This window comes from Flagellimonas sp. ABD4_174, assembly GCF_056160185.1.
Genome location: NZ_JBSWWP010000001.1, coordinates 2,650,086 through 2,675,820 on the forward strand (window position 1 = coordinate 2,650,086; position 25,735 = coordinate 2,675,820).

At 41.5% G+C, this 25,735-nt stretch carries 30 protein-coding genes; 17 read left to right on the forward strand and 13 right to left on the reverse strand.

Annotated features, from left to right (window positions below):
* Positions 1 to 53: 53 nt before the first annotated feature.
* Positions 54 to 1,949, reverse strand: a complete 1,896-nt coding sequence (gene glgB / locus ACXAFK_RS11745) for a 1,4-alpha-glucan branching protein GlgB (RefSeq protein WP_474957887.1) — start codon at positions 1,947 to 1,949, stop codon at positions 54 to 56.
* Between the two features lie 163 nt (positions 1,950 to 2,112).
* On the opposite strand from glgB, the gene ACXAFK_RS11750 reads away from it, so the two are divergent.
* The 6 genes from ACXAFK_RS11750 to ACXAFK_RS11775 all read left to right on the forward strand — a co-directional run bounded on the left by ACXAFK_RS11750 (position 2,113) and on the right by ACXAFK_RS11775 (position 6,049).
* The gene (locus tag ACXAFK_RS11750; protein ID WP_224836504.1) at positions 2,113 to 2,691 is read left to right on the forward strand and encodes a collagen-like triple helix repeat-containing protein; all 579 of its coding nucleotides are present in this window, start codon (positions 2,113 to 2,115) and stop codon (positions 2,689 to 2,691) included.
* A gap of 107 nt (positions 2,692 to 2,798) precedes the next feature.
* Positions 2,799 to 3,290, forward strand: coding sequence for a peptide-methionine (R)-S-oxide reductase MsrB (msrB, locus tag ACXAFK_RS11755; protein WP_474957888.1), 492 nt, complete (start codon positions 2,799 to 2,801; stop codon positions 3,288 to 3,290).
* 20 nt (positions 3,291 to 3,310) lie between these two features.
* Positions 3,311 to 3,715 carry a peptide-methionine (R)-S-oxide reductase MsrB gene (gene msrB, locus ACXAFK_RS11760; RefSeq protein WP_474957889.1) on the forward strand — a complete coding sequence of 135 codons (405 nt, stop codon included), beginning with the start codon at positions 3,311 to 3,313 and terminating at the stop codon, positions 3,713 to 3,715.
* Positions 3,716 to 4,252 carry a DUF1572 family protein gene (locus ACXAFK_RS11765; RefSeq protein ID WP_474957890.1) on the forward strand — a complete coding sequence of 179 codons (537 nt, stop codon included), beginning with the start codon at positions 3,716 to 3,718 and terminating at the stop codon, positions 4,250 to 4,252.
* A 120-nt stretch (positions 4,253 to 4,372) separates the two neighbouring features.
* Positions 4,373 to 5,764, forward strand: coding sequence for a dihydrolipoyl dehydrogenase (lpdA, locus tag ACXAFK_RS11770; protein ID WP_293295960.1), 1,392 nt, complete (start codon positions 4,373 to 4,375; stop codon positions 5,762 to 5,764).
* A gap of 3 nt (positions 5,765 to 5,767) precedes the next feature.
* A complete protein-coding gene (locus tag ACXAFK_RS11775; RefSeq protein ID WP_252080078.1) occupies positions 5,768 to 6,049 on the forward strand; it encodes a DUF3817 domain-containing protein in 282 nt (93 codons plus the stop codon).
* On the opposite strand, the gene aroQ is transcribed toward ACXAFK_RS11775, so the two are convergent.
* The 3 genes from aroQ to ACXAFK_RS11790 all read right to left on the reverse strand — a co-directional run bounded on the left by aroQ (position 6,041) and on the right by ACXAFK_RS11790 (position 7,593).
* A complete protein-coding gene (aroQ, locus tag ACXAFK_RS11780; protein WP_293295964.1) occupies positions 6,041 to 6,457 on the reverse strand; it encodes a type II 3-dehydroquinate dehydratase in 417 nt (138 codons plus the stop codon). The two genes, ACXAFK_RS11775 and aroQ, sit on opposite strands and share 9 nt — an antisense overlap.
* 71 nt (positions 6,458 to 6,528) lie before the next feature.
* Positions 6,529 to 6,993, reverse strand: coding sequence for a hypothetical protein (locus ACXAFK_RS11785; protein WP_224836498.1), 465 nt, complete (start codon positions 6,991 to 6,993; stop codon positions 6,529 to 6,531).
* Positions 6,994 to 7,068: 75 nt separating this feature from the next.
* Positions 7,069 to 7,593, reverse strand: coding sequence for a hypothetical protein (locus ACXAFK_RS11790; protein ID WP_474957891.1), 525 nt, complete (start codon positions 7,591 to 7,593; stop codon positions 7,069 to 7,071).
* A 232-nt stretch (positions 7,594 to 7,825) separates the two neighbouring features.
* On the opposite strand from ACXAFK_RS11790, the gene xerD reads away from it, so the two are divergent.
* Complete coding sequence (gene xerD, locus ACXAFK_RS11795; RefSeq protein WP_474957892.1) at positions 7,826 to 8,731, forward strand: site-specific tyrosine recombinase XerD; 906 nt, start codon at positions 7,826 to 7,828, stop codon at positions 8,729 to 8,731.
* Here xerD and ACXAFK_RS11800 read toward each other — a convergent pair.
* Positions 8,728 to 10,035 carry an NAD(P)/FAD-dependent oxidoreductase gene (locus ACXAFK_RS11800; RefSeq protein WP_224837037.1) on the reverse strand — a complete coding sequence of 436 codons (1,308 nt, stop codon included), beginning with the start codon at positions 10,033 to 10,035 and terminating at the stop codon, positions 8,728 to 8,730. The two genes, xerD and ACXAFK_RS11800, sit on opposite strands and share 4 nt — an antisense overlap.
* Positions 10,036 to 10,134: 99 nt before the next feature.
* On the opposite strand from ACXAFK_RS11800, the gene ACXAFK_RS11805 reads away from it, so the two are divergent.
* The 3 genes from ACXAFK_RS11805 (at position 10,135) to ACXAFK_RS11815 (ending at position 12,778) form a co-directional block, all read left to right on the forward strand.
* Positions 10,135 to 11,562, forward strand: coding sequence for an amidohydrolase (locus tag ACXAFK_RS11805; RefSeq protein ID WP_224836495.1), 1,428 nt, complete (start codon positions 10,135 to 10,137; stop codon positions 11,560 to 11,562).
* Between the two features lie 74 nt (positions 11,563 to 11,636).
* Positions 11,637 to 12,131 carry an RNA polymerase sigma factor gene (locus ACXAFK_RS11810; protein ID WP_224836494.1) on the forward strand — a complete coding sequence of 165 codons (495 nt, stop codon included), beginning with the start codon at positions 11,637 to 11,639 and terminating at the stop codon, positions 12,129 to 12,131.
* A gap of 2 nt (positions 12,132 to 12,133) precedes the next feature.
* Positions 12,134 to 12,778, forward strand: coding sequence for a hypothetical protein (locus ACXAFK_RS11815; protein WP_224836493.1), 645 nt, complete (start codon positions 12,134 to 12,136; stop codon positions 12,776 to 12,778).
* Here ACXAFK_RS11815 and ACXAFK_RS11820 read toward each other — a convergent pair.
* Complete coding sequence (locus ACXAFK_RS11820; RefSeq protein ID WP_224836492.1) at positions 12,775 to 13,596, reverse strand: lysophospholipid acyltransferase family protein; 822 nt, start codon at positions 13,594 to 13,596, stop codon at positions 12,775 to 12,777. The two genes, ACXAFK_RS11815 and ACXAFK_RS11820, sit on opposite strands and share 4 nt — an antisense overlap.
* 39 nt (positions 13,597 to 13,635) lie before the next feature.
* A complete protein-coding gene (locus ACXAFK_RS11825; protein ID WP_474957893.1) occupies positions 13,636 to 14,277 on the reverse strand; it encodes an NUDIX hydrolase in 642 nt (213 codons plus the stop codon).
* Between ACXAFK_RS11825 and ACXAFK_RS11830 the strand changes: the two genes are divergently transcribed.
* Positions 14,276 to 14,995, forward strand: coding sequence for a peptidylprolyl isomerase (locus ACXAFK_RS11830; RefSeq protein ID WP_474957894.1), 720 nt, complete (start codon positions 14,276 to 14,278; stop codon positions 14,993 to 14,995). The two genes, ACXAFK_RS11825 and ACXAFK_RS11830, sit on opposite strands and share 2 nt — an antisense overlap.
* Before the next feature lie 2 nt (positions 14,996 to 14,997).
* On the opposite strand, the gene ACXAFK_RS11835 is transcribed toward ACXAFK_RS11830, so the two are convergent.
* From ACXAFK_RS11835 to ACXAFK_RS11850, 4 genes are all read right to left on the reverse strand, one after another.
* Positions 14,998 to 15,483 (reverse strand): hypothetical protein, encoded by a 486-nt coding sequence (locus tag ACXAFK_RS11835; RefSeq protein WP_474957895.1) that lies wholly within the window; start codon positions 15,481 to 15,483, stop codon positions 14,998 to 15,000.
* Between the two features lie 11 nt (positions 15,484 to 15,494).
* A complete protein-coding gene (locus ACXAFK_RS11840; protein WP_474957896.1) occupies positions 15,495 to 16,610 on the reverse strand; it encodes a hypothetical protein in 1,116 nt (371 codons plus the stop codon).
* Between the two features lie 179 nt (positions 16,611 to 16,789).
* Positions 16,790 to 17,401, reverse strand: coding sequence for a trimeric intracellular cation channel family protein (locus ACXAFK_RS11845; RefSeq protein WP_474957897.1), 612 nt, complete (start codon positions 17,399 to 17,401; stop codon positions 16,790 to 16,792).
* 2 nt (positions 17,402 to 17,403) lie between these two features.
* Positions 17,404 to 18,120, reverse strand: a complete 717-nt coding sequence (locus ACXAFK_RS11850; RefSeq protein WP_224836486.1) for an RDD family protein — start codon at positions 18,118 to 18,120, stop codon at positions 17,404 to 17,406.
* Positions 18,121 to 18,155: 35 nt separating this feature from the next.
* On the opposite strand from ACXAFK_RS11850, the gene ACXAFK_RS11855 reads away from it, so the two are divergent.
* The 6 genes from ACXAFK_RS11855 to ACXAFK_RS11880 are packed head-to-tail and all read left to right on the forward strand — an operon-like array spanning position 18,156 to position 24,259.
* Positions 18,156 to 19,127 carry a stage II sporulation protein M gene (locus ACXAFK_RS11855; protein WP_224836485.1) on the forward strand — a complete coding sequence of 324 codons (972 nt, stop codon included), beginning with the start codon at positions 18,156 to 18,158 and terminating at the stop codon, positions 19,125 to 19,127.
* Positions 19,111 to 20,001 carry a hypothetical protein gene (locus ACXAFK_RS11860; RefSeq protein WP_224836484.1) on the forward strand — a complete coding sequence of 297 codons (891 nt, stop codon included), beginning with the start codon at positions 19,111 to 19,113 and terminating at the stop codon, positions 19,999 to 20,001. The genes ACXAFK_RS11855 and ACXAFK_RS11860 overlap by 17 nt, the downstream gene beginning before the upstream one ends.
* Entirely contained in the window at positions 20,002 to 20,733 is a 732-nt protein-coding gene (locus ACXAFK_RS11865; RefSeq protein WP_474957898.1) for a DUF4129 domain-containing protein, read from the forward strand.
* A complete protein-coding gene (locus ACXAFK_RS11870) occupies positions 20,726 to 21,943 on the forward strand; it encodes a DUF4350 domain-containing protein (protein WP_474957899.1) in 1,218 nt (405 codons plus the stop codon). Before ACXAFK_RS11865 ends, ACXAFK_RS11870 begins: the two co-directional genes overlap by 8 nt.
* Positions 21,933 to 22,925 carry an AAA family ATPase gene (locus tag ACXAFK_RS11875; protein ID WP_474957900.1) on the forward strand — a complete coding sequence of 331 codons (993 nt, stop codon included), beginning with the start codon at positions 21,933 to 21,935 and terminating at the stop codon, positions 22,923 to 22,925. The genes ACXAFK_RS11870 and ACXAFK_RS11875 overlap by 11 nt, the downstream gene beginning before the upstream one ends.
* A gap of 2 nt (positions 22,926 to 22,927) precedes the next feature.
* Entirely contained in the window at positions 22,928 to 24,259 is a 1,332-nt protein-coding gene (locus ACXAFK_RS11880) for a DUF58 domain-containing protein (RefSeq protein ID WP_474957901.1), read from the forward strand.
* Here ACXAFK_RS11880 and ACXAFK_RS11885 read toward each other — a convergent pair.
* A complete protein-coding gene (locus ACXAFK_RS11885) occupies positions 24,252 to 24,728 on the reverse strand; it encodes a hypothetical protein (RefSeq protein ID WP_474957902.1) in 477 nt (158 codons plus the stop codon). The two genes, ACXAFK_RS11880 and ACXAFK_RS11885, sit on opposite strands and share 8 nt — an antisense overlap.
* 49 nt (positions 24,729 to 24,777) lie before the next feature.
* Positions 24,778 to 25,719 (reverse strand): NAD(P)H-dependent flavin oxidoreductase, encoded by a 942-nt coding sequence (locus ACXAFK_RS11890; RefSeq protein WP_474957903.1) that lies wholly within the window; start codon positions 25,717 to 25,719, stop codon positions 24,778 to 24,780.
* Between the last annotated feature and the right edge of the window lie 16 nt (positions 25,720 to 25,735).

The following is a 25,735-nucleotide window of genomic DNA, read 5'->3' on the forward strand; positions in this document are numbered from 1 at the left end:
TAATGAAAAATATGTTTTAAAAAGCAATCAACTACAACGTTTTCGTGTTGTATTTACTTGTAGACCACTACACTTAAGGGTGGTAAGGTAGCCAAAACGGATTGTTGTTGACCGTTCCAAGGGGTTTTGGTTGGTTTCATTGTTTTTTTGCCCATACCACTACCAGAGTATTTTGTATCGTCGCTGTTAAAAACTTGTTTTAAGGTAGTGGTCTTGGGAACACCAAGTCTATAATTTTTCCTTGGAACCGGAGTAAAGTTGCAAATTACGATCAGGTCATCCTTAGGGTCGTTTCCTTTTCTAATATAAGATATTACCGTGTTCTCCCGATCATTGTATTCGATCCATTGGAAACCTTCGGGACTAAACTGTTTTTCGTACAGCGCTGGATTATTTTTGTACATTTTGTTCAGGTCTTTTACCGCTTCTTGGATTCCAGAATGAAAATCGTACTGGGTCAAATGCCAGTCCAAGCTCTCCTGAAAGTTCCACTCGGACGATTGGCCAAACTCTCCTCCCATAAAAAGCAGGTTGCCGCCTGGGTGCGTAAACATATACCCAAACAACATTCTTAGATTGGCAAATCTCTGCCATTCGTCGCCGGGCATCCTATACAACAATGATTGTTTGCCATACACTACCTCATCGTGTGAAAAGGGCAACATAAAGTTTTCCGTAAAGGCATAGGTTAGGCTAAAACTGATCATATTTAGATCATAAGATCTATGGACCGGGTCTTTCTTAAAAAACTCCAATGTATCGTGCATCCACCCCATCATCCACTTCATTCCAAACCCTAGACCACCATAATTTACCGGTTTGGTAACTCCAGAAAAGGCAGTGGATTCTTCGGCAATGGTCTGTACTCCTTTAAAACTTGCGTAAACTTCTTGGTTCATTTCCCTTAAAAAGGACAACGCTTCCAGATTCTCATTGTTGCCGTACATATTGGGCTCCCATTCACCATCTTCGCGGGAATAGTCCAAATAGAGCATGGATGCCACGGCATCTACCCGAAGTGCATCCACATGGTATTGGTCGAGCCAAAATATCGCATTACTGATCAAAAAGGCCCTAACCTCGTTCCGACCGTAGTTGAAAATTAAACTTTTCCAATCGGGATGGTAGCCTCTTCTCCTATCTGGGTGCTCATAAAGGTGGGATCCGTCAAAAAAACCAAGGCCGTGGGCGTCTTCTGGAAAATGGGATGGCACCCAATCCATGATAACACCTATACCTCTCTCGTGCATCGCCTCCACAAGAACTTTAAAATCCTCTGGCTTGCCAAAACGGGAAGTTGGGGCAAAATAACCTGTAATTTGATACCCCCAAGACGGATCATATGGATATTCCATAACCGGCATAAACTCCACATGGGTAAAGCCCATTTCCTCGACATAATCGGCCAGTTGCTCCGCCATTTCCAAATAGCTCAGGGACTCCCAACCATTTTTCTTCTTCCAAGAGCCAAGATGCACCTCATAAACCGAGAACGGACTATCGAGACTATTTTTGGTCTCGCGGGATGCCATCCAATCGTTATCCATCCATTTATAATCATCGTCCCAGACCAACGAGGCCGTTTGTGGCGGTTGCTCGCAATACCGGGCAAATGGATCGGCTTTTTCGGTCCAAATGTCGTTGTTGTTGGAGTGAATCTTATACTTGTACTTGGTCCCCTTGTCCACCCCGGGTATAAATCCTTCCCAAATTCCACTACTGTCCCATCGCACAAAAAGTTCATGCTCACCAACGGTCCAATGATTAAAATCACCAACAACGCTCACGGATTTTGCAGTGGGTGCCCAAACCGCAAAATAAGTTCCCTTTTTGCCGTCTACCTCGGTCAGGTGCGACCCTAATTTGTTGTATAGACGAAAATGTTTGCCTCCTTTAAAAAGATCAATATCAAAATCCGTAAAAAAACTATGTGGAACTACCTTGGACATATATGAGGGTTTTGCACTTATACAATAATACGCATCTTTACGGAAGAATACGATTTTGAAATCGGGTATGATGGTATAAACAACATTTTTTTAAAAATGGAACGCTTTTTGATTTTATTGCAACAACAGTAAAAACATAACACAAATCAAAAATCCAAAAATCATGAATAAATTTAGTACAATTTTAGGCGCATTTCTTTTACTATTCTTTGCCGCTTGTGAAGGACCACAAGGACCTCCCGGCTTCGACGGACTCGATGGATTGGACGGACAAGATGGGTTGGACGGAATCCAAGGGCAGGTTGTGGAAGTAGAAGGCGTTGACTTTGGTTATATCCCAGAAGACAACCTTTTTAGCACATTGATCACATTTGCCGACGTGACCAATTTTGAAGTTTTTGAATCGGACGCCGTTTTGGTGTACAGGCATGATGGTGTAATTGACCTAAACGATGGCTCTACGGCAGATGCATGGACACAAATCCCACAAAATTATTTCTTAGATCAAGGCACCATTCAGTATGTGTTTGCCCACACCTTTGTGGATCTGGAACTTTTTATAGATGGGAATTTCGATTTATCAGGATTGAGTACCGACTTTACGGACAACCAATTGTTCAGAATTGTGTTTGTACCGAGCGAATATGCCGAAGCTTCTGATTTTGATGCTTCCAATATGGAAAGCGTTATGTCTGCCCTCAATATCAACGAAGAACAGATTACGAAAATGGATATCAACTAGATCATAATTCCTACAGAATAAAGAGTCCCATTGGCAATCCATGGGACTTTTTTGTATCTTTTTGTTAGGACAGCCAGTTATTTACGTCCAACTAAATAAAAAGAAGAATGGGAAAAAAATTGCTATTGCTCGTTTTGATCGTATTCACCAGTTGCAAGGGTACATCGCAAGAAGAGAAAAAAGAAGAAAAATCCGAAACCGCTTTTAAAGTCAACAAAACGGATGCCGAATGGCGCGACGAACTTACCGACATCGAATATTACGTACTTAGAAAAGCGGCAACAGAAAACCCTTTTTCCAGTGAACTACTGGACATAAAGGCAAAAGGCACCTACGTCTGTGCCGGTTGCCAAACACCCCTATTTCGGAGCGAGCACAAATTTGATTCCGGTACTGGTTGGCCCAGTTTTGATCGAGAAATCGAAGGTAATGTTGCTTACGACACAGATTATAAAATTGGAGTGCCCCGCACCGAGGAACATTGCGCCGTTTGTGGAGGGCACCTAGGCCATGTGTTCAACGATGGCCCTAGGAACACGACCGGAAAAAGACATTGTATTAACGGTGCGGCCCTTGATTTTATCCCGGACAACCAATAACTTGTGGATTTAAAAATCATATGGACAAAAAATACAGTGTAAACAAGACCGAAGAGGAGTGGAAACAACAACTTACCCCTGAGGAATTCTATGTTTTGCGACAAAAAGGTACGGAAAGACCTTTCACGGGTGAATTCGACCTTCATTTTGAAAATGGGGACTATCACTGCAGGGCATGTAACGCCAAGTTGTTCACTAGCGAACACAAATTTGAAAGTGGATGCGGTTGGCCCTCTTTTGACCAAGCGGTTGAAGGCGCCATTGAATACATCCGGGATACATCGCATGGCATGATCAGAACCGAGACCGTTTGCGCCAATTGCGGTAGCCATCTGGGGCATGTTTTTAACGATGGCCCTCGAGAAACCACCGGGCAACGCTATTGTATCAATTCCATCAGTATTGATTTTGATCCCGGGACTTAAATGGACTTTCAAAAAGATTACCTAAATACTGTAGCCTTCGAATTTCAGCGTTATAAATTGATGGGCGACCGAACTTTTACCCAAATTTCTGATGACGACATTCTGTGGAAATACACAGAAACAGATAATTCCATTGCCAATATCGTGAAACATTTGTGGGGAAATATGCTGAGCAGATGGACCAATTTCTTTTCGGAAGATGGTGAAAAGGAATGGCGGGAACGCGATATGGAGTTCGAAAAACCATTTTCGACCAAAAAAGAGATGATTACTGCATGGGAAGAAGGGTGGCAATGTATTTTTGATGCATTGGAAAGCATTGATTCTTCCAATTTTAATAAAACCATTTTTATACGGGGCGAAGCCCACACAGTGGTTCAGGCAACAAATCGTCAATTGGCACATTACGCCAGCCATGTGGGGCAAATTGTTTTTCTAGGAAAAATGATAAAAGGTACGGAATGGATATCCTTATCCATACCCAAAGGGGAGTCCAAAGCCTTCAACAAAAAGATGTTTGGTTCCGGTAAAGCTTGATTTAACAAACAAACCCATATTTGACATTTTTCAACTTGGGAAATGGAGTTTGATTTCCGTACTTTTGCACCTGCCAATCGATGGCAGATTTCAAAATCTAACAACTAAAATCAAAATCTAATGAGCAAGTTCGATATAATTGTTTTGGGAAGTGGTCCGGGTGGATACGTTACAGCCATCAGAGCGTCACAATTGGGATTCAAAACAGCTATTGTAGAAAAAGAAAGTTTAGGAGGCGTTTGTCTTAATTGGGGATGTATCCCGACCAAGGCCCTTCTAAAATCCGCTCAAGTTTTCGAATATTTAAAACATGCCGAGGACTACGGATTAAATGCCAAAGAAGTAGGACACGATTTTGATGCTGTTGTTAAGAGAAGCCGCGGTGTAGCCGATGGAATGAGCAAGGGTGTTCAGTTCCTAATGAAGAAGAACAAAATTGAGGTAATCAATGGATTCGGAAAAGTAAAACCGGGCAAAAAAATCGAGGTTAAAACAGAAAACGGAGAAACTGCCGAATATTCTGCAGATCATATTGTTATTGCCACCGGGGCACGCAGCCGTGAGTTGCCAAGTTTACCTCAGGATGGTGAAAAGGTTATAGGGTATCGCGAAGCAATGTCCCTAAAAAAGCAGCCTAAAAAAATGATCGTGGTCGGTAGTGGCGCCATAGGAATGGAGTTCGCTTACTTCTACCATTCTATGGGTACAGAGGTTACCGTTGTAGAATACATGCCGAACATTGTTCCTGTTGAGGATGAGGACATTTCAAAACAATTGGAGCGTAGCTTCAAAAAAGCAGGGGTGAAAATTAAGACTTCTGCCGAGGTAACCAAAGTGGATACTTCTGGCGATGGCGTTAAAGCCACCGTAAAAACAAAAAAAGGCGAAGAAGTCCTTGAGGCCGATATTGTTCTATCCGCCGTTGGAATCAAAACAAATATAGAGAACATTGGCTTGGAAGATGTGGGTATCGCTACGGACAGGGATAAAGTTCTGGTAAACGATTACTACCAAACCAATATACCTGGGTATTATGCCATTGGAGACATTACTCCCGGACAGGCCTTGGCCCACGTTGCCTCCGCTGAGGGAATACTGTGTGTAGAAAAAATTGCCGGTATGCACGTTGAAGCTTTGGATTATGGAAATATTCCAGGCTGTACGTATTGTATCCCAGAAATTGCTTCTGTTGGTTTAACAGAAAAGCAGGCCAAGGAACAGGGCTACGACCTTAAAATTGGTAAATTCCCATTTTCTGCAAGTGGTAAGGCCAAAGCAGCTGGTACGCCAGATGGTTTTGTAAAAGTTATTTTCGATGCCAAATATGGAGAGTGGCTAGGTTGCCACATGATCGGTGTTGGCGTTACCGACATGATCGCAGAAGCTGTTGTGGCCAGAAAACTGGAAACTACAGGCCATGAAGTGTTGAAAGCAGTACACCCACACCCGACCATGAGTGAAGCCGTTATGGAAGCTGTTGCAGATGCTTATGATGAAGTAATCCATTTATAAGCTATGCTAAAAATCTTTAGGGCCACTGCTATTTTAGAAGGTATTTCCTATCTACTCCTTTTCGGAATGACCATGCCGTTAAAGCATTGGGCGGATATTCCTGAACCAAACCAAGTTGTTGGTATGGCTCATGGAGTATTGTTTATTCTATATGTAGTGGTGGCCATAGTTTTTTGTAGGGAAAGAAAATGGAACCTTAAAAGGTTTACCATGCTTTTTATTGCTTCGCTCCTACCCTTTGGTACATTCTACGCAGATAAGGTGTATTTAAAAGAGTTAGCCTAAAAAGCTCCGAACCGCCAAATCGTAACTTTGCAATCCAAAGCCTAGGATAACTCCTTTGGCAACAGGGGATATGTAAGAAACATGGCGATATTCCTCCCGTTGATGGGTATTGGAAATATGCACCTCTACCACCGGAGCATTTATTGCTTTCACGGCATCACCAATACCAACGGATGTGTGCGTATAGGCCGCGGCATTTAATATGATCCCATCATAATTGAAACCTACTTCTTGGATTTTACCAATAAGCTCCCCTTCTATATTGGATTGAAAATATTCCAATTCCACATTAGGAAATTTTTGCTGTAACTGGGCAAAGTGGTCTTCAAAAGTAGTGCTCCCATACACATTTGGCTCTCGCTTGCCCAACAGGTTTAAGTTGGGTCCGTTAATGATCATTAGCTTCATAAATTCAAAAATACAATAAAAAGAAAAGGACGGGATGATCCCGTCCTCAATATCTTTTGTCCAAAAATAGTTTAATTATCGAATGCAAATTGCAGACCAAAGCCAAAAGCTGCCACTTCATTTTCACCTACATCGCTCAAAACAACGGATGGGCGCCAATCAAAATTCAACACCAATGGAACGCCATCGATCTTAAAATCGAGTCCTAAATGAGGGCGCAGGGCAAATATATTATCGGAATTTTTGATGAAAATTATACTCGGCCCCACTCCCGCATACCAACGCAGGCCAGGTGCCCTAAAAAATCCTTTGTGGTAAGAGTACAAAAAAGTAGCAATGGTAGCATTGTCCTCGAACCCCAAATCGGCCTGTCCCACATGGTTATCGGAGAAAAAGTATTTACCGGAGGCTCCAAAAAAAGTGGCTTCGTCGTAAAGGTCGATTCCCAGTCCCAAAGCAGCACGATAATTGGTTTGGGCCTTTACTGCCAAATTGCCCATCATAACCAATGCAATAACAAAAAGTAATTTTTTCATTTTTAAGTGTAATTAATGGTTAATATTCATATAGTTAACTGTAAGATTTGGGGTTATGACAGTCAATTCTTTATATTAAAACAAAAACAGGATGCCCAAAGCAGCCATTGAAAAATCGTAATCGTCACTAATTTTCACGTACGATATATTTACTTCGGTGCTCCTACCTACATTCACTCCCACCATGGGACGTATATAAAGCCCTCCCGAATTCCCTTGGTTAACCCCTACGGCATACCCAACATCGGCTCCCAGTTTAAAATCGTAAGTGGGATATATCCGTAATGCGGCTGCAACCGGTAAATATTGGATATTCGGAAAATCCCCTTCTAGCACAAACGAGCCAAACTCTACCGTATCGTTATTCACAAAAACGTTCATAAAACCTGTGGACAAGCCGGCATCTATTAATTCCGAAAGTGCCCAATGATAACCCAAATCCAGACCTATTTCAAAATTTGCCAAATCGGAAATATCACCGAAGGGCACCCCTGCATGAACACCCGCTTTAAAATTTGTTCGATCCACTCTTTGTGCCATAGATGAAAAGCTTACCGTAATCAGAGCGATGATCACCAGTACATATGTCTTATTCTTCATTGTTAAAATTTTATTAACACCAGAACGCCATCATCTCTAAAAAAGTACCTCTTTTACCATTTTTCCGACCAACGACACAAATTTATTTTTGTCCAAACAATAACAATCCATGTTGGGAAATTAGCTAAACCAACACAATTTTAACGCCCACGTTTGACCAAAGGGCATTCTGAATTGACCAATGCGCAATTGGAATTAATTTTGAAGATATTATGTGCTTATATTTGAATGTATGAAGTGGAATCAAGCGATAAAAGATTACCAAAACTACTTAAAAATCGAGCGGGGACTATCACCAAATACGATTTCCAATTATTCCATGGATATTCAAAAACTTGTGGGCTATCTGGAAGAGCAAGGCATAGTTGAAAATGCGATCGAAATCGATAAGGATACCATTCAACAATTTATCTACGAGATCGCCAAGGTGGTAACGCCTAGAACACAGGCTCGCATTATCTCTGGCCTTAAAGGCTTCTTTATTTATTTGGTTTTTGAAGATTACCGGGAGGATAATCCGATGGACTTGATAGAAACACCAAAAATTGGCAGAAAACTGCCGGACACCCTCTCCGAAGACGAAATCAATGAACTGATAGCCGCAATCGATTTGTCGAAGCCCGAGGGAGAAAGGAACAGGGCCATATTGGAAACCCTTTACGGGTGTGGACTAAGGGTCTCGGAACTCATCAACCTAAGACTTTCGGATTTGTATTTTGATGAGGATTTTATTAAAGTAACGGGGAAGGGGAACAAACAGCGATTTGTACCGATCAGCCAGGTGAACCAAAAATACATTGATATTTATCGTAATGAGATCCGTGTACACTTGCCGATAAAAAAGGAGCACGAAGACTTTGTTTTTCTCAACCGCAGGGGTAAAAAACTTACCCGCGCCATGATCTTTACCATAATAAAGCGACTTGCCGAAACGATTGGGCTTAAAAAGAATATCAGCCCCCATACCTTTCGCCATTCGTTTGCCACCCATCTTTTGGAAAACGGCGCCGACCTAAGGGCCATACAGCAAATGTTGGGGCACGAGAGCATTACCACAACCGAAGTGTACATGCATGTTAACAGGAAACACTTGATGGAAGTGCTCCATGAGTTTCATCCAAGAAAAAAAGACGCTTAATTTTTTACTAAGTTATCCCGCTTTACCCTATTCTGTTTTTTAAATGGGCGAATGATCAATCGGGCCTCTCGATCGAAGCGGACATAATTGTACACCCAGTTGATAAATACCACCACCCTATTCCTAAAACCGATAAGAAAATATAAGTGTACGAACATCCACACAAACCAGGCAAATACCCCTTGAAACTTAAAATTGGGCATATCCACCACTGCTTTGTTCCTGCCCACCGTGGCCATACTCCCCTTATCTTTATACACAAAAGGTTTCATGGGCCTACCCTCGAGCAGGCGAACTAAATTGTTACCCAGGTTCCTTCCTTGCTGAATGGCGGGTTGTGCCATCATGGGATGGCCATGGGGATAGTCCTCACTTTCCATTTGAGCCACGTCGCCAATGGCAAAAACGTCTTCCAAGCCCTCAATTTGATGAAAATGGTTGACCCTTAAGCGCTCTCCCCTACAAAGCATTTCCTCGGCATCCAAACCTTTAAGACCAACCGCTTTAACCCCAGCGGCCCAAACCAAGGTTTCCGCATCAAAAATAGTCTTTGTATTGGTGGATACACGTTTGCCATCATAATCGGTTACCCGAATATTTTTCCAAACATTTACCCCTAGCTCTTCCAAGAATTTTTCGGCCTTTTGTGAAGCTTTTGCGCTCATGGCCGGTAAAAGCCTGTCGCCGCCCTGTACCAAATTTATTTGCGCTCTACGTGTATCCAGATCGGGATAATCCTTGGGCAGTATCCCTTTTTTTATCTCGGCCAATGCCCCTGCCAGTTCAACTCCTGTAGGTCCACCACCCACAATAACAAAATTCATTAAAGCATCACGCTCGTGGAGATCATCGGTAAGCAGAGCTTGCTCAAAATTCTCCAAGATCAAACTTCTCAGGTTCAACGACTGTGGAATCGTCTTCATGGCCATTCCTTTGGTCTCTATACCTTTATTCCCAAAAAAATTGGTTTCGGAACCGGTCGCCACAACCAAATAGTCGTAGAAAATTTCACCTATATTGGTCTTAACCCTTTTGGTATCCGTTTTTATTTCTTCAACATTTGCCAACCTAAAAAAGAAATTGGGATAACCCTGCAATACTTTTCGAATGGGATAGGCAATGGAATCGGGTTCCAATCCACCCGTAGAAACTTGGTAAAGCAAGGGTTGAAAGTTGTGATAATTGTGCATATCCAAAAGCACTACTTGTGCTTCTTTCTTACTAAGTTTTTTGGCCAATGCTATACCACCAAAACCACCGCCGATGATAACGACCCTGGGAAAACTGGATTGAGGAATGTTCATGCTAGACATACCTACAAATTTACGTATTCCGCATCAGCACATACCATCTCGGGACTGTTTTTTTGTATATTTAAGCGCTAACTCAAAAACCTTCCAACCATGAAAAAATTACTCCCCTTCGGTGTATTGTTCCTTTTTGTCGCAATTGCCGTACATGCTCAAAAAAAGAAAAAGGATGTCATTAACCAATTAGAATCAAAATCTGAAACCTATATTGAAATTGCCCACGAAATTTGGGGCCTAGCGGAAATGGGCTATTTAGAAGAAAAAAGTTCGGCCCTTTTACAGAAAACCTTGTCTGAAGCTGGTTTCTCCATAGACGCCGGTATTGCAGGCATTCCAACGGCTTTTAAGGCGGAATATGGTTCCGGTTATCCCGTAATTGCCATTTTAGGGGAGTATGATGCCTTGCCCGGATTATCCCAAGAAGCAGTTCCCGAGAAAAAATCGGCAGGTGGTGCCGCCGGACATGCCTGTGGTCACCATCTATTTGGTACAGCCTCCACTGCTGCCGCAATTTCTGTAAAAGATTGGATGGAAGCCAACAATATTAAAGGAACCATTCGATTTTATGGATGCCCTGCAGAAGAGGGTGGATCAGGAAAAGTCTACATGGTCCGAGAAGGTGTTTTTAACGATGTGGATGTGGCCTTACATTGGCACCCAAGTGCTGCCAACGCGGCAAGTGCAGGTGCTGCATTGGCCAACAAATCTGCCAAATTTAGGTTTTACGGTGTTTCTGCCCACGCAGCCGCAGCTCCTCAAATGGGAAGATCTGCCCTGGACGGTGTGGAGGCCATGAACGCTATGGTCAACATGATGAGGGAACATATTCCACAAGAAGCCAGAATACATTACGTAATAACAGATGGAGGCAAAGCTCCAAATGTTGTGCCCGACTATGCCGAGGTGTATTACTACGCAAGACATAACACAAGGGATGTGGTCGTAGATATTTTTGATAGAATTGTAAAGGCTGCAGAAGGTGCTGCCTTGGGCACAGGTACAACCATGGAATATGAAATGATCGGGGGCACACATGAACTTTTACCCAACCTTACCCTACAAAAAATAATGCATGATAACCTAACGACCGTTGGCGGTTTTACTTATAGTGATGAGGAAATAGCCTTCGCCGAAAAAATTTCTAAAAGTCTGGGCAAACCAAGTCTTGATCTAAAAACCGTAGAAACCGTGCAACCTTACCGCGAAACGGCACGTGCCTTTGGTTCTACAGATGTAGGTGATGTAAGTTTTACCGTACCCACCGCGGGAATGGGGGCCGCCACTTGGGTGCCCGGTACTCCCGCCCATAGCTGGCAAGCTGTTGCGGCAGGTGGTATGAGCATTGGGCACAAAGGGATGATGGTGGCCGCAAAAACCCTATCCTTGACCGCAATGGACCTTTTTCAAGATACCAAAACAGTGGAAGCTGCCAAAAAAGAACTGCAGGACAGAAGAGGAAAAGACTTTACTTATGTGCCGATGTTAGGCAACAGACCGCCCGCTTTGGACTATCGTAAATAGAAATTTTCAATTTAAAGTGTAACAAATTCTACTTTTGTACTACTATTAAGTAGAGCAAACTTACCAACCGCTTAGTGAACAAAGAACTGGAACATCGATTTGTTACGGAACTTGAGGACAATCAGAACATTGTCCATAAGGTATGCAGTCTATATACCAACGACAAAGATTCGCACAACGATCTGTTCCAAGAAATCACGATTCAGTTGTGGAAAGCATATCCAAAGTTTCGAGGGGATTCCAAGTTTAGTACATGGATGTACCGCGTAGCCCTTAATACAGCGATAACGTTGTACCGCAAATCCAAAAAAAGGGTAAAGACCCAGGATTTTGATTCGGTACTCTATAAGATAAAGACTACCGATTACGACGATACCGAGGAGCGCCAATTAAAACTGATGTACGACGCCATAAAACAACTTGGCGATATCGACAAGGCTTTGGTTTTTCTTTATCTGGAGGACAAGGATTATTCGGAGATCGCCGAAACACTGGGTATATCCGAAGTAAATGCAAGGGTGAAAATGAGCAGGGTGAAAACAAAATTAAAAACCATATTAAATCCATAGTTATGTTGGATGAACTGGAGCTGTTAAAAAAAGATTGGCAAAAACGGGAAGCGAACCTTCCCAAGTTGTCCTATGAGCAGATATATCCGATGATCAAGAAAAAATCCTCCTCCATAGTTAAGTGGATTTTCTATATCAGCATTATCGAGTTTGTGTTCTGGGCCGGAATCAATATTATTTTTAGCGGACCGGAGACCATGGAGGAGCTCAAAGCCATGCACATTCATAAGGTGATTATGGTTCTAAACGTGGTCAACTACGGTATAATCCTATATTTTATACTTAAGTTCTACAACAATTACAAAAAGATATCCTTCACGGATTCGTCCCGTAATTTGATGAAAACCATATTAAAAGTAAAACGAACCGTTACCCAATATGTTTGGTTCAACCTCATCATTTTCACTACTTATCTAATCATAAATATGTACGGCGTACTTATTTATGGACCCGAGGGCAAAAAAATTATCGAGGCTGCCTCACAGGATGGGAATACTATGGCATTTTGGGCCATGGTAATCGGTATTTCCGTGGTTTTTACTGCCATAATCCTATTTTTGATCTGGCTGTTTTACAAACTGCTCTATGGAATTTTATTAAAAAGGCTTCGCAGAAACTACAACGACCTCAAACGTTTGGAAGTCTAGCTTTCCAGTTTGCCCTTGTAACTGTAACGTCTTTTTTGATTTTCCTCTTCGTAGGCCAAAAGCTCTTTTTGTGGAATTACTTTAAGGAATGATGGGTGTTGCTCAATCGCGTACTCCAATTTTTCCAAAATGGAAGCAATGGATTCGTTATCGTAATCAATATCCAAAGGTTCTTTTATTTGCATGGACTGCAAAATCCCCTTCTTTTTAACACGAAGGCCTTTTTTATCAAAAGACCTACGAAAACCATCTATAACAACGGGCACCACGATGGGTCTGTACTTTTTAATAATATGCGCCGTTCCTTTTCGCAAAGGTTTCCAAGGCGTAGTGGTCCCCTGCGGAAAGGTTATTACCCATCCGTCGTCCAGCGCTTTCCCGATATTGGAAATGTCGCTGAATTTTACTTGCCGGTTCACATCTTGTCCATCCGCTCTCCAAGTCCTTTCAATACTAATGGAGCCTGCGTAGGCCAAAATTTTGGTCAAGAGACTCTTTTTCATGGTCTCCTTGGCCGCAACATAATAAATGTTGAGTTTGGGGTTCCATAAATAGCCCAAATTTTTAATGGAATCGTCCCTGCCCTTTAAACTGGCATTAAAAACATGGAACATAGCCACCACATCGGCAAAATATGTTTGATGGTTGCTTACAAAAAGTACATTGTTCTCAGGAAGTTCACGAATTACCTGTGATCCTTCGATTTCAAGTGTATTAAATCCTTTATAACGTTGATGCGTCATCATGCCAGCGATACGAATCAACCATCGTTTTAAAAATAAGATATGTCCAAAAGGGTTCTTCTTGAATAGCCCCATGTGCTGTGTTGATTAGATTGCAAATTTACAAAATAGCGATTAAAGCACTTGCCGTAAAAGTTCTTTGATCTCGCTCAACATCATGGCGGTAGCCCCCCAAACCGTGTAACCATTTAACTTAAAGGCCGGTACATTGATATTTTTTGCATAGGATGTACTCAATATTTCTTGAATATGGTTGGAATCGTCCATAAAATCCTTTAAATAGACCTCTACCAGACTCTCTACTTCTTTTTCTTCCTTTACAAATGGCTTGGGCTGCGGGTAAACTCCAATATATGGTTTTACCAAAAAATTGCTCGGCGGTATATACACTTCGCTTAATCCCTTGATCACTTCTATCTCTTTTGGAGGCACACCCACTTCTTCGTGTGTTTCCCGAAGAGCGGTATCCCTTAAGTCTTTATCCATCTTTTCCACTTTTCCGCCCGGGAATCCGATCTGGTTGGAATGTACCCCTTTATACACTTTCCTAAGAATTAAAAGAAGCCTGGTCTCTTGATCAACATCCGGATAGAACAAAGCCATAACCCCTGCCCTTTTTGGGTTTACATCTTCCACCTTGTTCTGTTTTAACCACTGAATCCGAAGGTCCGGAGACATTTTATTGTGAGAATCCGTTCCCGGAAGTGGGAGATTTTTTAATTTTAGAGCAAGTTGATAAAATTCATTAAAATCCATGCTGTTGAGACAATCGGCTTTAATCACAAGTTTATTATTTCTTTTATTCGTTTCATGCGGAGAATCACCAAAAAAAGAAAACAACAAAGTTCAGGAAAATATTGCAAATACGGATAGCCTTGCACAGGCCCCAGTGGATTCCCTAAAAGTCGAAGAAGAGGAAGAACCGTTCAAACTAACGGAGGAAAATGCCATCGATTTCTTTTTTAACTATGCCAAGACCCTAAAAAAAAACAGGGTAAGGATTACCACGACCATGGGAAGTTTTACTGTAGAGCTGTATGACAATGTTCCATACCATAAGGCAAATTTTATCTATTTGGCCAAACAACATTATTTTGATAGTACACAATTCCATAGAGTGGTCAAGGACTTTATAATTCAAGGGGGCAATTCGGACGATAAGCGTACTGCTAAAAAACGTGGTAAAATCGGTAGATATTTACTACCGCCCGATGCCAAAAAAGGGCACAAGCACCATAGGGGCACAATTTCCATGCCCAGTAGCGAAAGGGACAACCCACACAAACTGGCTTCGCCCTACGAATTTTTTATAGTGGTAACAAACCCGGGGTCCTACCACCTTGATGGATCTTACACTCCATTTGGCCGTGTGGTAGAAGGAATGGATGTTGTGGATGCCATTAACAATGTTCCGGTCGGTGATGGGGATTGGCCTTGGCAGAACATTTATATTCTGAAAGCCGAAGTATTATAAATTTATTTATAACTGCTTATTGTAACCCATACCTTGGTCACCAAACTTTGTTTTGGAATTTCTTTTTCCAAAATTCTTCTGGTCGTTGTTGTCTTTTTTTCATAAACCGAAACAAGGGCAGCCACAATGATCAGATTTTTTAATATGTACTGACCGAGCAAGGTGAGCGATAACGGCTCTTCACCAAAAACTTCCCCAGGAAAAAAGAAAAGAGGCAAAAATGTACAGGCCATATGAATCAACGATAGAACTACAGCTTGTTGGCGCATAAAACCAACAATCAATAAAATACCCAAGGTAACCTCGCCAATGGCCAAAATCAGAATGGAGACTTGATCCGGTATTAGGCCCAAAGTAAGCTGATGTATGGTGTTCTTTGCCAAATCTTCGGCAGGACTTAGATTTGGAAAAAACTTTAACCCACCAAACCAACAATATATCAGACCTACCGAAACAACGAGCAATTTTTCTTTAAACGATATTTTCAAAAGATCGGGATTTAATTCTTGAATTCATTCATTAGTTCAGGATTTACCTTTACCCTGTTTTGGGAGAATCTGTAGGACACCCCCACATTGATCAAATAATCCGCAAAAGCAGCATCTCCCGCTCTGAGCTCACCTGTAACTTCTTGTGTTTGAAGGTCGGTCACACTTTGGGGACGCTCTCTTCTCACTGCGACCGGAACATTAAGGTTCAATGAAAAGTTATCTTTAATAAATGCTATACCGGGATCAATGGAAAGTACGTTTCCCGGCCTTCTAAAACCCGCGTTGCCTCCAATAAGGTCTTTTACCGGAACGCCTTCATACCTTGCTCCCAATGAAGCTGAAATGGAGGAACTTATAAGATGACTGACCCCTGCACGGACAGAGAATTGATCTGGAACAGCCATAATTGCTTCATTTTGCAGAATAGGACTTAAAGTTTCCCTAAAGGTTCTTGTTCCGTTGGTCTCTCTTGGGTTTAAAAGATAAAAACCACCCCCATAGGCAAAAAAACCTTCTCCGATCTTTCGATAAAACTGAAAATCCAACGTTATTCCAAAACCACCATCTCCCGGCTGTATACTTTGATCAACAGGTCTCACCTGTGGCCCATCGTTGGGTCCCACGTTGTAAAAAATATCGGATGCGTTGTAGTTGCCGGTAGGCAACTTTACACCCAATCCCAATGCCAAATTTCCATTTTGATTTTTTTCGAGATCAAACAACCAAAAGCCCACACCTGCTCGAATGTCCGCCAAACCCCTGGAAAATGTGGTATTGCGCTCTTCTCGACCATGTTCGTACAAGGACGATCTGGTATTTATTACGGTCGGAATCGTTATACTGGCATACCACCTATCCGATATACCATAGGTTAAAAAGAAATCCCAGGAATGCGAATGGTTGATAACCTCTGTTTCATTGGAAACTCTATCGGGTTCTTCTTCCGTGCCCCTAAAGTGTCGAAAAGATTTAAAATACCTATAGTTACTACCAACCTGTATGTCGCCCGGACCTAACAAATTGTTTTCCAAAGTGTTTCCAACACAAGATGAGAAATGCCTAATGGCAACGCATCCCTGTGCCATTAATTGATGGAATCCCATAATGGAAACCAGTATGAACATGAAAATTTTAAGTGATCGTGATGTCCTCATTGAATAATCGGTTATTTAGTTTGCTCGATAAGCAATGTAGAACTATATAACCCTGATAAAGACTAACAAAAACGTAAAAAAGATTAAGGCAGGGTTAACGCCGCTAAAAAAGCATTAATTCAAATTCTTAAAAAGTTAGGGACGATCTTTTAAGCTGCTTTCTTGTAGATACTCGGTAAGCTAACTCCAAAAACAACCGCGATCAAGCGAATAATTATCACAACCAAAATCGCAGCAATGTAAGCGTAGCTTTCCTTTATCGGGAACTGGGAAAACAAGAAATAGCTGGCACCGCCTAAAATACAGGCCGTGGCATAAATCTCCTTTCTAAAAATAACGGGAATCTCATTGCAAAGGATGTCACGGGTTACGCCACCAAAACAGGCTGTCATAGTACCGAGAAAAACACACATAATGGGCAATAACTCTGCTTCCAACCCTTTTTCCACACCGACCATGGTATAAAGTCCGATACCAATTGTATCGAACAAAAACAACGATCGCCTTAAATACTTAAGTTTGTTCACAAAAATAATGGCAAATACTACGGAGATAAAAATAGTGGTTACATAGGTCAGGTCCTGCATCCAACCCACCGGTGTATTACCAATCAGCAAATCCCTAAGTGTACCACCGCCAATGGCCGTAACAAATGCAATAATTAAAACCCCGAAGAGGTCCAACCGTTTTTCCATGGCCACCAAAACCCCAGAAATAGCAAAAGCTATGGTTCCTAAAATATCAATGGTTTGATATAACATCCTTACATTTTTTGAGTGTAATAGTTGTAATCCTTGATGACCACATCCACAAATTCGATAGGTTGTAACGAAGTCTGCACCTTCGTCACCTCCTTGATCCTTTGGTCCAAAGAAACAATAATATTATGGTTTCCATTCAATTTGGCCTTGTCATACAATTCTTTGATGGTCTGCATTTCCTGATCCTTAAAAACCGTTACTTGCGGAAAGGTGGGTTTATAATCTTCGGGCAATTCACGTAATAGGGTATCCTTTAGGGATATGCGCTTTTTTTCACTGATCACTGTAGTTCCCGCGGCTATATCTCCAATACGCTGGCCTTTACCCCTGATCAAAATAGTGAGTACTGCAGCTCCTCCAGAGGTTAGGCTCACATCTATAATGCGCAGGGCCCAGCGAACAAAGTAATTTCCAAAGTTAGGTTTGGAGCCATCCAACTTGACCACTCTTAGTTTCATGGCACTCTTACCTATGGTCTTGCCATCCATCAAGGTTTCAAAAAGTAAATAATAAAAAAAAGCAGGTAAACTGAGTATTAAATAGAAGGCCCATTGATCTTCGATCTCGATATCCAACGAAACCAAAAAAACAATCATCAAAATAAAATACACCATAATAATAAAGCTATCTATAATATAAGCCAGCATACGCTCACCCAAGTGAGACGTGTTTTGGTTGATAGTTATATTTTGGGCCGTTTCTATTTGAAATTGTTCCATAAATTAGTTTCTTTACTTTTAAACCAAAAGATTTAATGCGCGAGGCCGCTTTTGTAAGGCAAAATAAGGATAAATGGGCCGCTTTTGAAAATGCTCTGCTCCACAAAGGACAACTTCACCCAGACGAGCTTTCGGATCTTTACATTGAGATTACCGATCATCTGAGTTACGCAAAAACGTTTTACCCGGGCAGCAACACGCAGATTTATCTAAACACACTTGCCTCCCAAGCACATCAGAAAATTTACAAGACCAAACGGGAATCCAGAAACCGTATTGTACATTTTTGGAAAATCGAGTTTCCGACCATGTTCAAGAACCATCATCGGGAATTGCTGATTTCATTCTTGGTATTTTCCTTTTTTGCGGTTGTGGGTGCTTTCTCCTCTGCAAACGAAGGTGACTTTGTACGATCCATTTTAGGTAACGGCTATGTAAACATGACCCTGGAAAATATTGAAAAAGGCGACCCAATGGCCGTGTATAAGGAACAAGGCGCTTTTAATATGTTCTTGGGCATTACCATAAACAACATCAAAGTCGCCATATATGCATTTGCCTTTGGGATTTTTTTGGGCGTGGGCACACTTTATATTATGATGCAGAACGGTATTATGTTAGGAAGTTTTCAATACTTTTTCTACGAAAAAGGATTGTTATGGGAATCCGCAAGAACCATTTGGATCCACGGTACCATAGAAATTTCCGTAATCGTTATCGCAGGCTGTGCCGGATTGGTCTTGGCCAATGGAATCTTATTCCCTGGCACTTACACTCGATTGGAATCGTTTAAAAGAGGGGTTAAAAATGGCCTTAAAATAATGGTGAGCACCGTTCCTTTTTTTATTATGGCCGGCTTCTTGGAAGGGTTTGTAACCCGGCACACCGAAATGCCGGACTGGTTGGCAATTTTAATTATACTGTCTTCGTTAGCATTGATCATATTCTATTACATTATATATCCAAATCAAATCCATAGAAAAAACCAACATGCAAACAACCAATAAATATATCGAGTTTAAAAAGCAACGGGAACTGGGAGAAATTCTTTCGGACTGTTTCGGTTTTATTAGAAACGAGTTTAAAACATTTTTTAGGACCATTTTAAAAATTGTGGGGCCCTATATTTTGGTTATGCTGATCTCCATGGGGTTCTACATGTACACTATAGGCGATATTTTTAGTTTAAGCACCTTTGGGAGCACCCCCAGCGCGGCATTCTCGCCCATTATTATGGTTTTGGCCGTAGCGGCTTTGATGTTCAGTTCCGTTGCAGCCTACGTTCTGGCACAAGGCACCGTGTTACATTACATAAAATCGTACATCAACAATAAGGGAAACATAAACTTTGAGGAGATCCACAAAGGGGTGTACGGCTCATTTTGGTCGCTAATCGGCTTGGGGATTTTGGTAGGCCTGTCGGTAATGGTCGGCATCTTTCTTTGCGTAATTCCCGGAATATATTTAGCCGTTCCTCTTTCCATATCTTTTGCCATTCTGGTATTTCTTAAAAAAGATGCCATGGAATCCTATCAATATAGTTTTACCCTGATCAAGGAAAACTGGTGGATCACATTTGCGACCCTTTTTGTGATCTATATTATCGTGGCGATTGCCTCCTATGCTTTTAGTTTGCCCAGTGTAATCTATATGTGGATAAAAATGGGGGTGTTTTCCGGAGAAATGGATGCTGAAAGTATGAATGTTTTTAACGACCCCATTTATCTCATTTTAAATATTCTGAGCACTTTGGTCCAATTCTTAATGAACATCATTTTTTTGGTGGCCACTTCCTTGATATTTTTCAACCTAAACGAAAAGAAAAATTTTACAGGTACTTTTGAACGCATCGAAAGCCTGGGAAAATCATCGGAGGAATAGATGCAAAAATTACTGATCTTATCATACGTACTTTTTTCTTGGACAATTCTTTTTGCCCAGAACGACACCCTTGTTAAGTATGATAAATCGGATATCGCCCCTGTACAGTTCCAAAAAAGTGACCTGGATACCTATAAGAATGATTCAAAATTCAATTATGAAGAGGTAAAAACGGAAAGCACGTGGTTCACGGATGTGATCAACTGGTTCTACAATCTTTTACGCAGATTTTTTGAGTGGATCTTTGGTGTAGGCAATGCAGAAGGCTATTTGGCCGTGTTTTTGGAGATTCTCCCCTATTTGCTCCTTGCCCTATTCCTGTATTTGGTAATCCGCCTTTTTGTAAGGTCGAACATACAGGGCAAGGGTAAAAAAAATAAGAACCCCAACATGGTCTCATTGTCGGAAGATGAACACATTATTAAAAATGAAGATATTGAGCAGTTGATAAAAAATGCCCTGAGCGATAAAAATTACCGCCTTGCCATTCGATATCAATACCTGTTTATCCTACAATTATTATCTGAACACGAATGGATAGATTGGCAACAACAAAAAACCAACGATGATTATTTGGAGGAATTATCGACAAGTCCGTTGTTGGACGATTTTGGCAGAGCCACCGTTCTTTATGATTATGTATGGTACGGCGAGTTTGAGTTAAACTGGGAACGCTATACCAAAGCCGAAACCATTTTCAAATCCTTAAAAAATGCATTGAACAATGTCTAAAAAAGGATGGATCTATATTATAATAGGTGGGCTTGCGCTAGGAATCATTTTTGTGATGGAATACAATAAACCCAAAAAAGTAAATTGGTTTCCATCGTTCGTGTCCCATCATAAAATTCCTTACGGCACCTACGTACTGAACGATCTCATGGAAACATACTTTCCAAATAGGATTCAGCAAGTACAAAAACCGCCTTTTGAACTGTTGACCCGCACCGATTCCATACAAGGCGCCTATTTTTTTGTGAATGAATCCGTTTCTTTTGAAGAAGCCGAGCTCAATGCCCTATTGGAATGGGTAGAACAGGGCAACCACCTATTTGTGGCGTCGAACTCTTTTGAAAGAAAATTGTTGGATACCCTCAACTTAGATATTCAAAATGTATATAATAGTGGACAATTGGCGCCCATTTTTCATTATCAATTGGTCAACCCAAAATTGCAAAGTCCAAAAGTCAAATTCACCAAAGATTATTATACCACTGGTTTTGATCAAATAGATACCTTGAGAACCACAATTTTAGGTGAAGTACAGGCTAAAGGTGATAGCACGGAAACCATCAAAAAATATGTGAATACCTTAAAACAATCATTCGGTAAGGGAGAAATTGTTTTGAGCGCCTTTCCCAAAGCATTTACCAATTACTTTATCCTAAAGGATAACAATTTGGAATACACCGCAGGGCTTTTGGCCTATCTTCCCAAGAAAGGGCCAATATTTATGGACAACTTCCACAAATCCGGTAAATCCTTCTATACTTCTCCGATGTATCTTTTTCTGAACACCAAAGAGTTTAAATGGGCTTACTATCTGGCACTTATCGGCGCATTGATCTATATTGTTTTTGAAGGGAAACGGAAACAACGCGCCATTCCCGTGGTACCCCCACTAAAAAATCAGACCTTGGCGTTTACACGGACCATTGCAGACATGTATTTTGAAAAAGGAGAGTTACAATTAATCACAAAACATAAAACTGAGTACTTTTTGGAATACTTAAGGATCAAACTGCATGTTTCCACCCAAAATTTGGAGGATGAAACATTTTTGAAGCACCTGGCCATACGTGGCAATTCCACGGAAGAGGAAGTAAGGTCCTTAATGGGATTGATCGTAAATTTGAGAACCAAAGACCATATTACCGAAATAGAATTACAAAATCTGAACAATAAAATACAAGCATTTAAAGCAAACGTTGATGGAAAATAACGAAACAAACGACTTGGACTTTAACAGCAGGGTACCCTTGGAAGAACTTAGGAATACCGTAGAGCAGATAAAAAAGGAGTTGTCCACCATAATTGTTGGGCAAAAAGATTTTATAGAACTACTGGTCATATCCATATTGGCGGATGGGCACGCTTTGATCGAGGGTGTCCCCGGCATTGCAAAAACGGTTACCGCCAAGCTTTTTGCAAAAACCCTCAAAACAGAGTTTAACCGCATTCAGTTTACCCCCGATCTAATGCCCAGCGATATTCTGGGAACCTCGGTTTTCAATGCAAAGACCACGGAGTTCGAATTTAAAAAGGGGCCCATTTTTTCGAATATTATTTTGATCGATGAGATAAACCGTGCTCCCGCCAAAACCCAGGCCGCCCTTTTTGAGACCATGGAGGAAAGACAGGCTACGGTTGATGGCACCACCTATAAAATGAGCGAGCCTTTTATGGTTCTGGCCACTCAGAACCCGATTGAACAAGAGGGTACCTACGCTCTTCCCGAAGCACAACTGGACCGCTTTCTTTTTAAGATTAAAGTAAGCTATCCTTCGGTCGAGGAAGAAATTGCAATACTCAAGAACCATCACGAACGTAAGGGCGAAAAACCACAAGATCAAATAAAAGCAGTTTTGTCGCCAAAAAAACTGTTGGAATTTAAAAAGAACATCCACGAGGTGGTCGTAGAACAAAAAATTCTGGATTATATCGCCAACATTATAAACCTGACAAGAACCCATCCACATTTGTATTTGGGCGCTTCTCCCAGAGCTTCCATTGCAACGTTAACGGCCGCTAAGGCCTTTGCCGCTATTTCCGGCCGGGATTTTGTAATCCCGGAGGATGTAAAAAAAGCATTGCTCCCTGTGCTTAATCATAGGGTAATTTTATCCCCAGAGCGAGAAATGGAGGGAATGACCACTGAAAATGTGATTGCCATGATCATGGAATCAGTTGAAATCCCCAGATAGGCATGTCATTTTTTCGGTCGCTATACATACATAACATCTTTTTTAGGTACATTGCCGTTCTATCCGCATGTTTTGTAATCTCTTTTTGGGTTCCTGTACTTTACCCGATAGCGTGGTTGTTGGTATATCTTTTAATGGCTCTATTCTTTCTGGACCTTTATTTAATGTATGCTACAAAAAATGGTATTCGAGCCCAAAGAAATCTACCGCAGAAATTATCTAACAGCGACCAGAACAAACTGGCGGTTCAACTGACTTCCAAGTTTCCTTTTAAGGCATTCGTTTCTATAATCGATGAATTACCTGTTCAGTTTCAAAAAAGGGATTTTGAACACAAAACCGAATTAATAAAAGGAGAACCTCATTTGTTTGAATATTTACTTCGCCCTGTTGAGCGCGGAGAATATGTGTTTGGCAATCTTATTGTGTTTGCTTCCTCTCCGCTTAGGATAATTAAAAGAAAGTTTGTGTTCCAAAAGGATCAAATGGTACCGGTTTATCCATCCATCATACAAATGCAGCAATACGACTTTTTGGCCACCAGTAATCGATTAACGGAGTTTGGGCTTAAAAAAATAAGACGCATTGGCCATACCCAAGAGTTTGAGCAAATCAAAGAGTACATTAAAGGGGACGATGTACGGACCATTAATTGGAAAGCCACTGCCAAAAAGAACCAATTAATGGTAAATCAGTACCAAGATGAGCGATCACAACCCATTTACTCCATTATAGACACTGGAAGGGTAATGAAAATGCCCTTTAACGGACTGAGCTTGTTGGATTATGCCATTAATTCTTCATTGGCGTTTTCCAATGTCGCCCTTAAACGGAACGACAAAACAGGGTTGCTCACCTTCTCCAAAAAAATAGAGACCTTTGTCCCAGCTGTGCAGAAGCTCACCCACCTCAACACAATAATGGAGAGCTTATACAACATTTCCACCGATTTTTCAGATTCCGATTTTGGCATGTTGTATGCCCATGTTAAGCGAAAAGTGAACCAACGCAGTCTGCTCTTGCTGTACACGAATTTTGAACATATTTCTGGTCTTAAAAGGCAGTTGCCATATCTATTGGCCATGGCCAAAAAGCATGTTTTGGTAGTTATTTTCTTTGAAAATACGGAGTTGGAATCGCTTATTGCCGAAGATGCGGAAGACATCCAAGCAATCTATCATAAAACGATTGCAGAAAAGTTTTCCTTGGAAAAAAGGTTGATGCAGAAAGAGCTTCAAAAATATGGCGTTCAGACCATTTTGACCAAGCCCGAGGAATTAACGGTGAACACCATCAATAAATATCTGGAAATAAAGGCCAGGGGAATTATTTAACCGAAAGTTTTTGTCCGGATATACCCAATGTTTGCAATGCTGGCAGTTTTCCTTCCAAAACAACGAATTGGGTTTGTGGTTTAAGAATTGGTCCTGTTGGTGTTTTAAGGTCCCTGTGTGAATATCTTCCACGCAATCTTCTCCGATTGTCCTTTTTCGAAAATAGGTCGATCGTTACACCAACGGTAACACCTCCTAAAATTGTCGCCGCCAAATCGTCGTTATCCCAGCCATTATTTTTTTGTCCTGCATCGACGGTTTCTTTTGCAAGTCCAATTAATGTACTTCCGGCCACGGAACCCACAAAGGTCCAAATCCGATTACCATCCGAAGCTTGTTTGGCGATTCCTGCCCCTGCAAGTCCAAAGAGGTTACCTCCCAAAAAATGGAGTGCTTTGTCCCGCTCCACTTGCCCATGACATTGTAAAGCGAGCACAAAAAGGAATAGTGTGGGGATTAGTGTTCTCATTGCGCGGTATAAATGTATTAAAAGTTTCTATAAATATGTATCTAAAACTCTAATACTGGCACATTTCCGCTTTTGCTTGGTTAAATTCAGCCATTAAATCCGCCACGATCTGTGCTGCAGGCGAAATTGCATGAATAAGTCCGGAGACTTGGCCTATTTCCAGTTCGCCCTCATCCATATCTCCCTCGAACATTCCTTTTTTGGCTCTGGCCCGCCCCAATAATTCCTTCAATTCCTCCATATTTACACCTTTGGCATAGGCCTGCTGTATGTCCTGATAAAATTTGTTTTTTAGTAAACGTACCGGTGCCAGCTCCTTTAATGTAAGTTGGGTATCGCCCTCTTTGGCCTGTACAATCATCTGTTTGAACATTTCGTGCGACGAGGCTTCGTGCGATGCTACAAACCTGCTTCCCACCTGTACTCCATCGGCACCCAAAACCATAGCGGCCAACATGGCCCTACCCGTAGCTATGCCGCCGGCCGCAATAAGGGGAATTGTGATTTTTTCCTTCACTGAAGGAATAAGTACCATTGTAGTAGTTTCGTCCCGTCCATTGTGTCCTCCAGCCTCAAAACCTTCAGCAACAACAGCATCCACACCGGCTTCTTGCGCCTTAAGAGCAAACTTTACACTGCTCACTACATGTACAACAGTTATCCCTTTATCTTGAAGAAACTTGGTCCATGTTTTTGGATTGCCCGCCGAAGTAAAAACAATTTTCACGCCTTGCTCAACAATAATGTCCATCAACTTTTCAATATCCGGGTACAACATGGGCACATTCACCCCGAACGGCTTATCGGTCGTTTTTTTGCACTTTATGATATGTTCCTCCAACACTTCGGGATACATGCTCCCTGCGCCCAATAGGCCCAGTCCTCCTGCATTGGATACGGCAGAGGCCAAGCGCCAACCGCTGGCCCAAATCATGCCGCCCTGTACAATGGGATATTCTATTCCAAAAAGTTCTGTGATTCTATGCTGCATGAAGTCAGGTATTCTG

Excerpts from the sequence above, each read along its gene's own strand:
- glgB (WP_474957887.1), bottom strand. The coding sequence starts at position 1,949 with ATGTCCAAGGTAGTTCCACATAGTTTTTTTACGGATTTTGATATTGAT.
- ACXAFK_RS11750 (WP_224836504.1), top strand. The coding sequence starts at position 2,113 with ATGAATAAATTTAGTACAATTTTAGGCGCATTTCTTTTACTATTCTTT.
- msrB (WP_474957888.1), top strand. The coding sequence starts at position 2,799 with ATGGGAAAAAAATTGCTATTGCTCGTTTTGATCGTATTCACCAGTTGC.
- msrB (WP_474957889.1), top strand. The coding sequence starts at position 3,311 with ATGGACAAAAAATACAGTGTAAACAAGACCGAAGAGGAGTGGAAACAA.
- ACXAFK_RS11765 (WP_474957890.1), top strand. The coding sequence starts at position 3,716 with ATGGACTTTCAAAAAGATTACCTAAATACTGTAGCCTTCGAATTTCAG.
- lpdA (WP_293295960.1), top strand. The coding sequence starts at position 4,373 with ATGAGCAAGTTCGATATAATTGTTTTGGGAAGTGGTCCGGGTGGATAC.
- ACXAFK_RS11775 (WP_252080078.1), top strand. The coding sequence starts at position 5,768 with ATGCTAAAAATCTTTAGGGCCACTGCTATTTTAGAAGGTATTTCCTAT.
- aroQ (WP_293295964.1), bottom strand. The coding sequence starts at position 6,457 with ATGAAGCTAATGATCATTAACGGACCCAACTTAAACCTGTTGGGCAAG.
- ACXAFK_RS11785 (WP_224836498.1), bottom strand. The coding sequence starts at position 6,993 with ATGAAAAAATTACTTTTTGTTATTGCATTGGTTATGATGGGCAATTTG.
- ACXAFK_RS11790 (WP_474957891.1), bottom strand. The coding sequence starts at position 7,593 with ATGAAGAATAAGACATATGTACTGGTGATCATCGCTCTGATTACGGTA.
- xerD (WP_474957892.1), top strand. The coding sequence starts at position 7,826 with ATGAAGTGGAATCAAGCGATAAAAGATTACCAAAACTACTTAAAAATC.
- ACXAFK_RS11800 (WP_224837037.1), bottom strand. The coding sequence starts at position 10,035 with ATGAACATTCCTCAATCCAGTTTTCCCAGGGTCGTTATCATCGGCGGT.
- ACXAFK_RS11805 (WP_224836495.1), top strand. The coding sequence starts at position 10,135 with ATGAAAAAATTACTCCCCTTCGGTGTATTGTTCCTTTTTGTCGCAATT.
- ACXAFK_RS11815 (WP_224836493.1), top strand. The coding sequence starts at position 12,134 with ATGTTGGATGAACTGGAGCTGTTAAAAAAAGATTGGCAAAAACGGGAA.
- ACXAFK_RS11820 (WP_224836492.1), bottom strand. The coding sequence starts at position 13,596 with ATGGGGCTATTCAAGAAGAACCCTTTTGGACATATCTTATTTTTAAAA.
- ACXAFK_RS11830 (WP_474957894.1), top strand. The coding sequence starts at position 14,276 with ATGCTGTTGAGACAATCGGCTTTAATCACAAGTTTATTATTTCTTTTA.
- ACXAFK_RS11825 (WP_474957893.1), bottom strand. The coding sequence starts at position 14,277 with ATGGATTTTAATGAATTTTATCAACTTGCTCTAAAATTAAAAAATCTC.
- ACXAFK_RS11840 (WP_474957896.1), bottom strand. The coding sequence starts at position 16,610 with ATGTTCATACTGGTTTCCATTATGGGATTCCATCAATTAATGGCACAG.
- ACXAFK_RS11845 (WP_474957897.1), bottom strand. The coding sequence starts at position 17,401 with ATGTTATATCAAACCATTGATATTTTAGGAACCATAGCTTTTGCTATT.
- ACXAFK_RS11850 (WP_224836486.1), bottom strand. The coding sequence starts at position 18,120 with ATGGAACAATTTCAAATAGAAACGGCCCAAAATATAACTATCAACCAA.
- ACXAFK_RS11855 (WP_224836485.1), top strand. The coding sequence starts at position 18,156 with ATGCGCGAGGCCGCTTTTGTAAGGCAAAATAAGGATAAATGGGCCGCT.
- ACXAFK_RS11860 (WP_224836484.1), top strand. The coding sequence starts at position 19,111 with ATGCAAACAACCAATAAATATATCGAGTTTAAAAAGCAACGGGAACTG.
- ACXAFK_RS11865 (WP_474957898.1), top strand. The coding sequence starts at position 20,002 with ATGCAAAAATTACTGATCTTATCATACGTACTTTTTTCTTGGACAATT.
- ACXAFK_RS11870 (WP_474957899.1), top strand. The coding sequence starts at position 20,726 with ATGTCTAAAAAAGGATGGATCTATATTATAATAGGTGGGCTTGCGCTA.
- ACXAFK_RS11875 (WP_474957900.1), top strand. The coding sequence starts at position 21,933 with ATGGAAAATAACGAAACAAACGACTTGGACTTTAACAGCAGGGTACCC.
- ACXAFK_RS11880 (WP_474957901.1), top strand. The coding sequence starts at position 22,928 with ATGTCATTTTTTCGGTCGCTATACATACATAACATCTTTTTTAGGTAC.
- ACXAFK_RS11885 (WP_474957902.1), bottom strand. The coding sequence starts at position 24,728 with ATGAGAACACTAATCCCCACACTATTCCTTTTTGTGCTCGCTTTACAA.
- ACXAFK_RS11890 (WP_474957903.1), bottom strand. The coding sequence starts at position 25,719 with ATGCAGCATAGAATCACAGAACTTTTTGGAATAGAATATCCCATTGTA.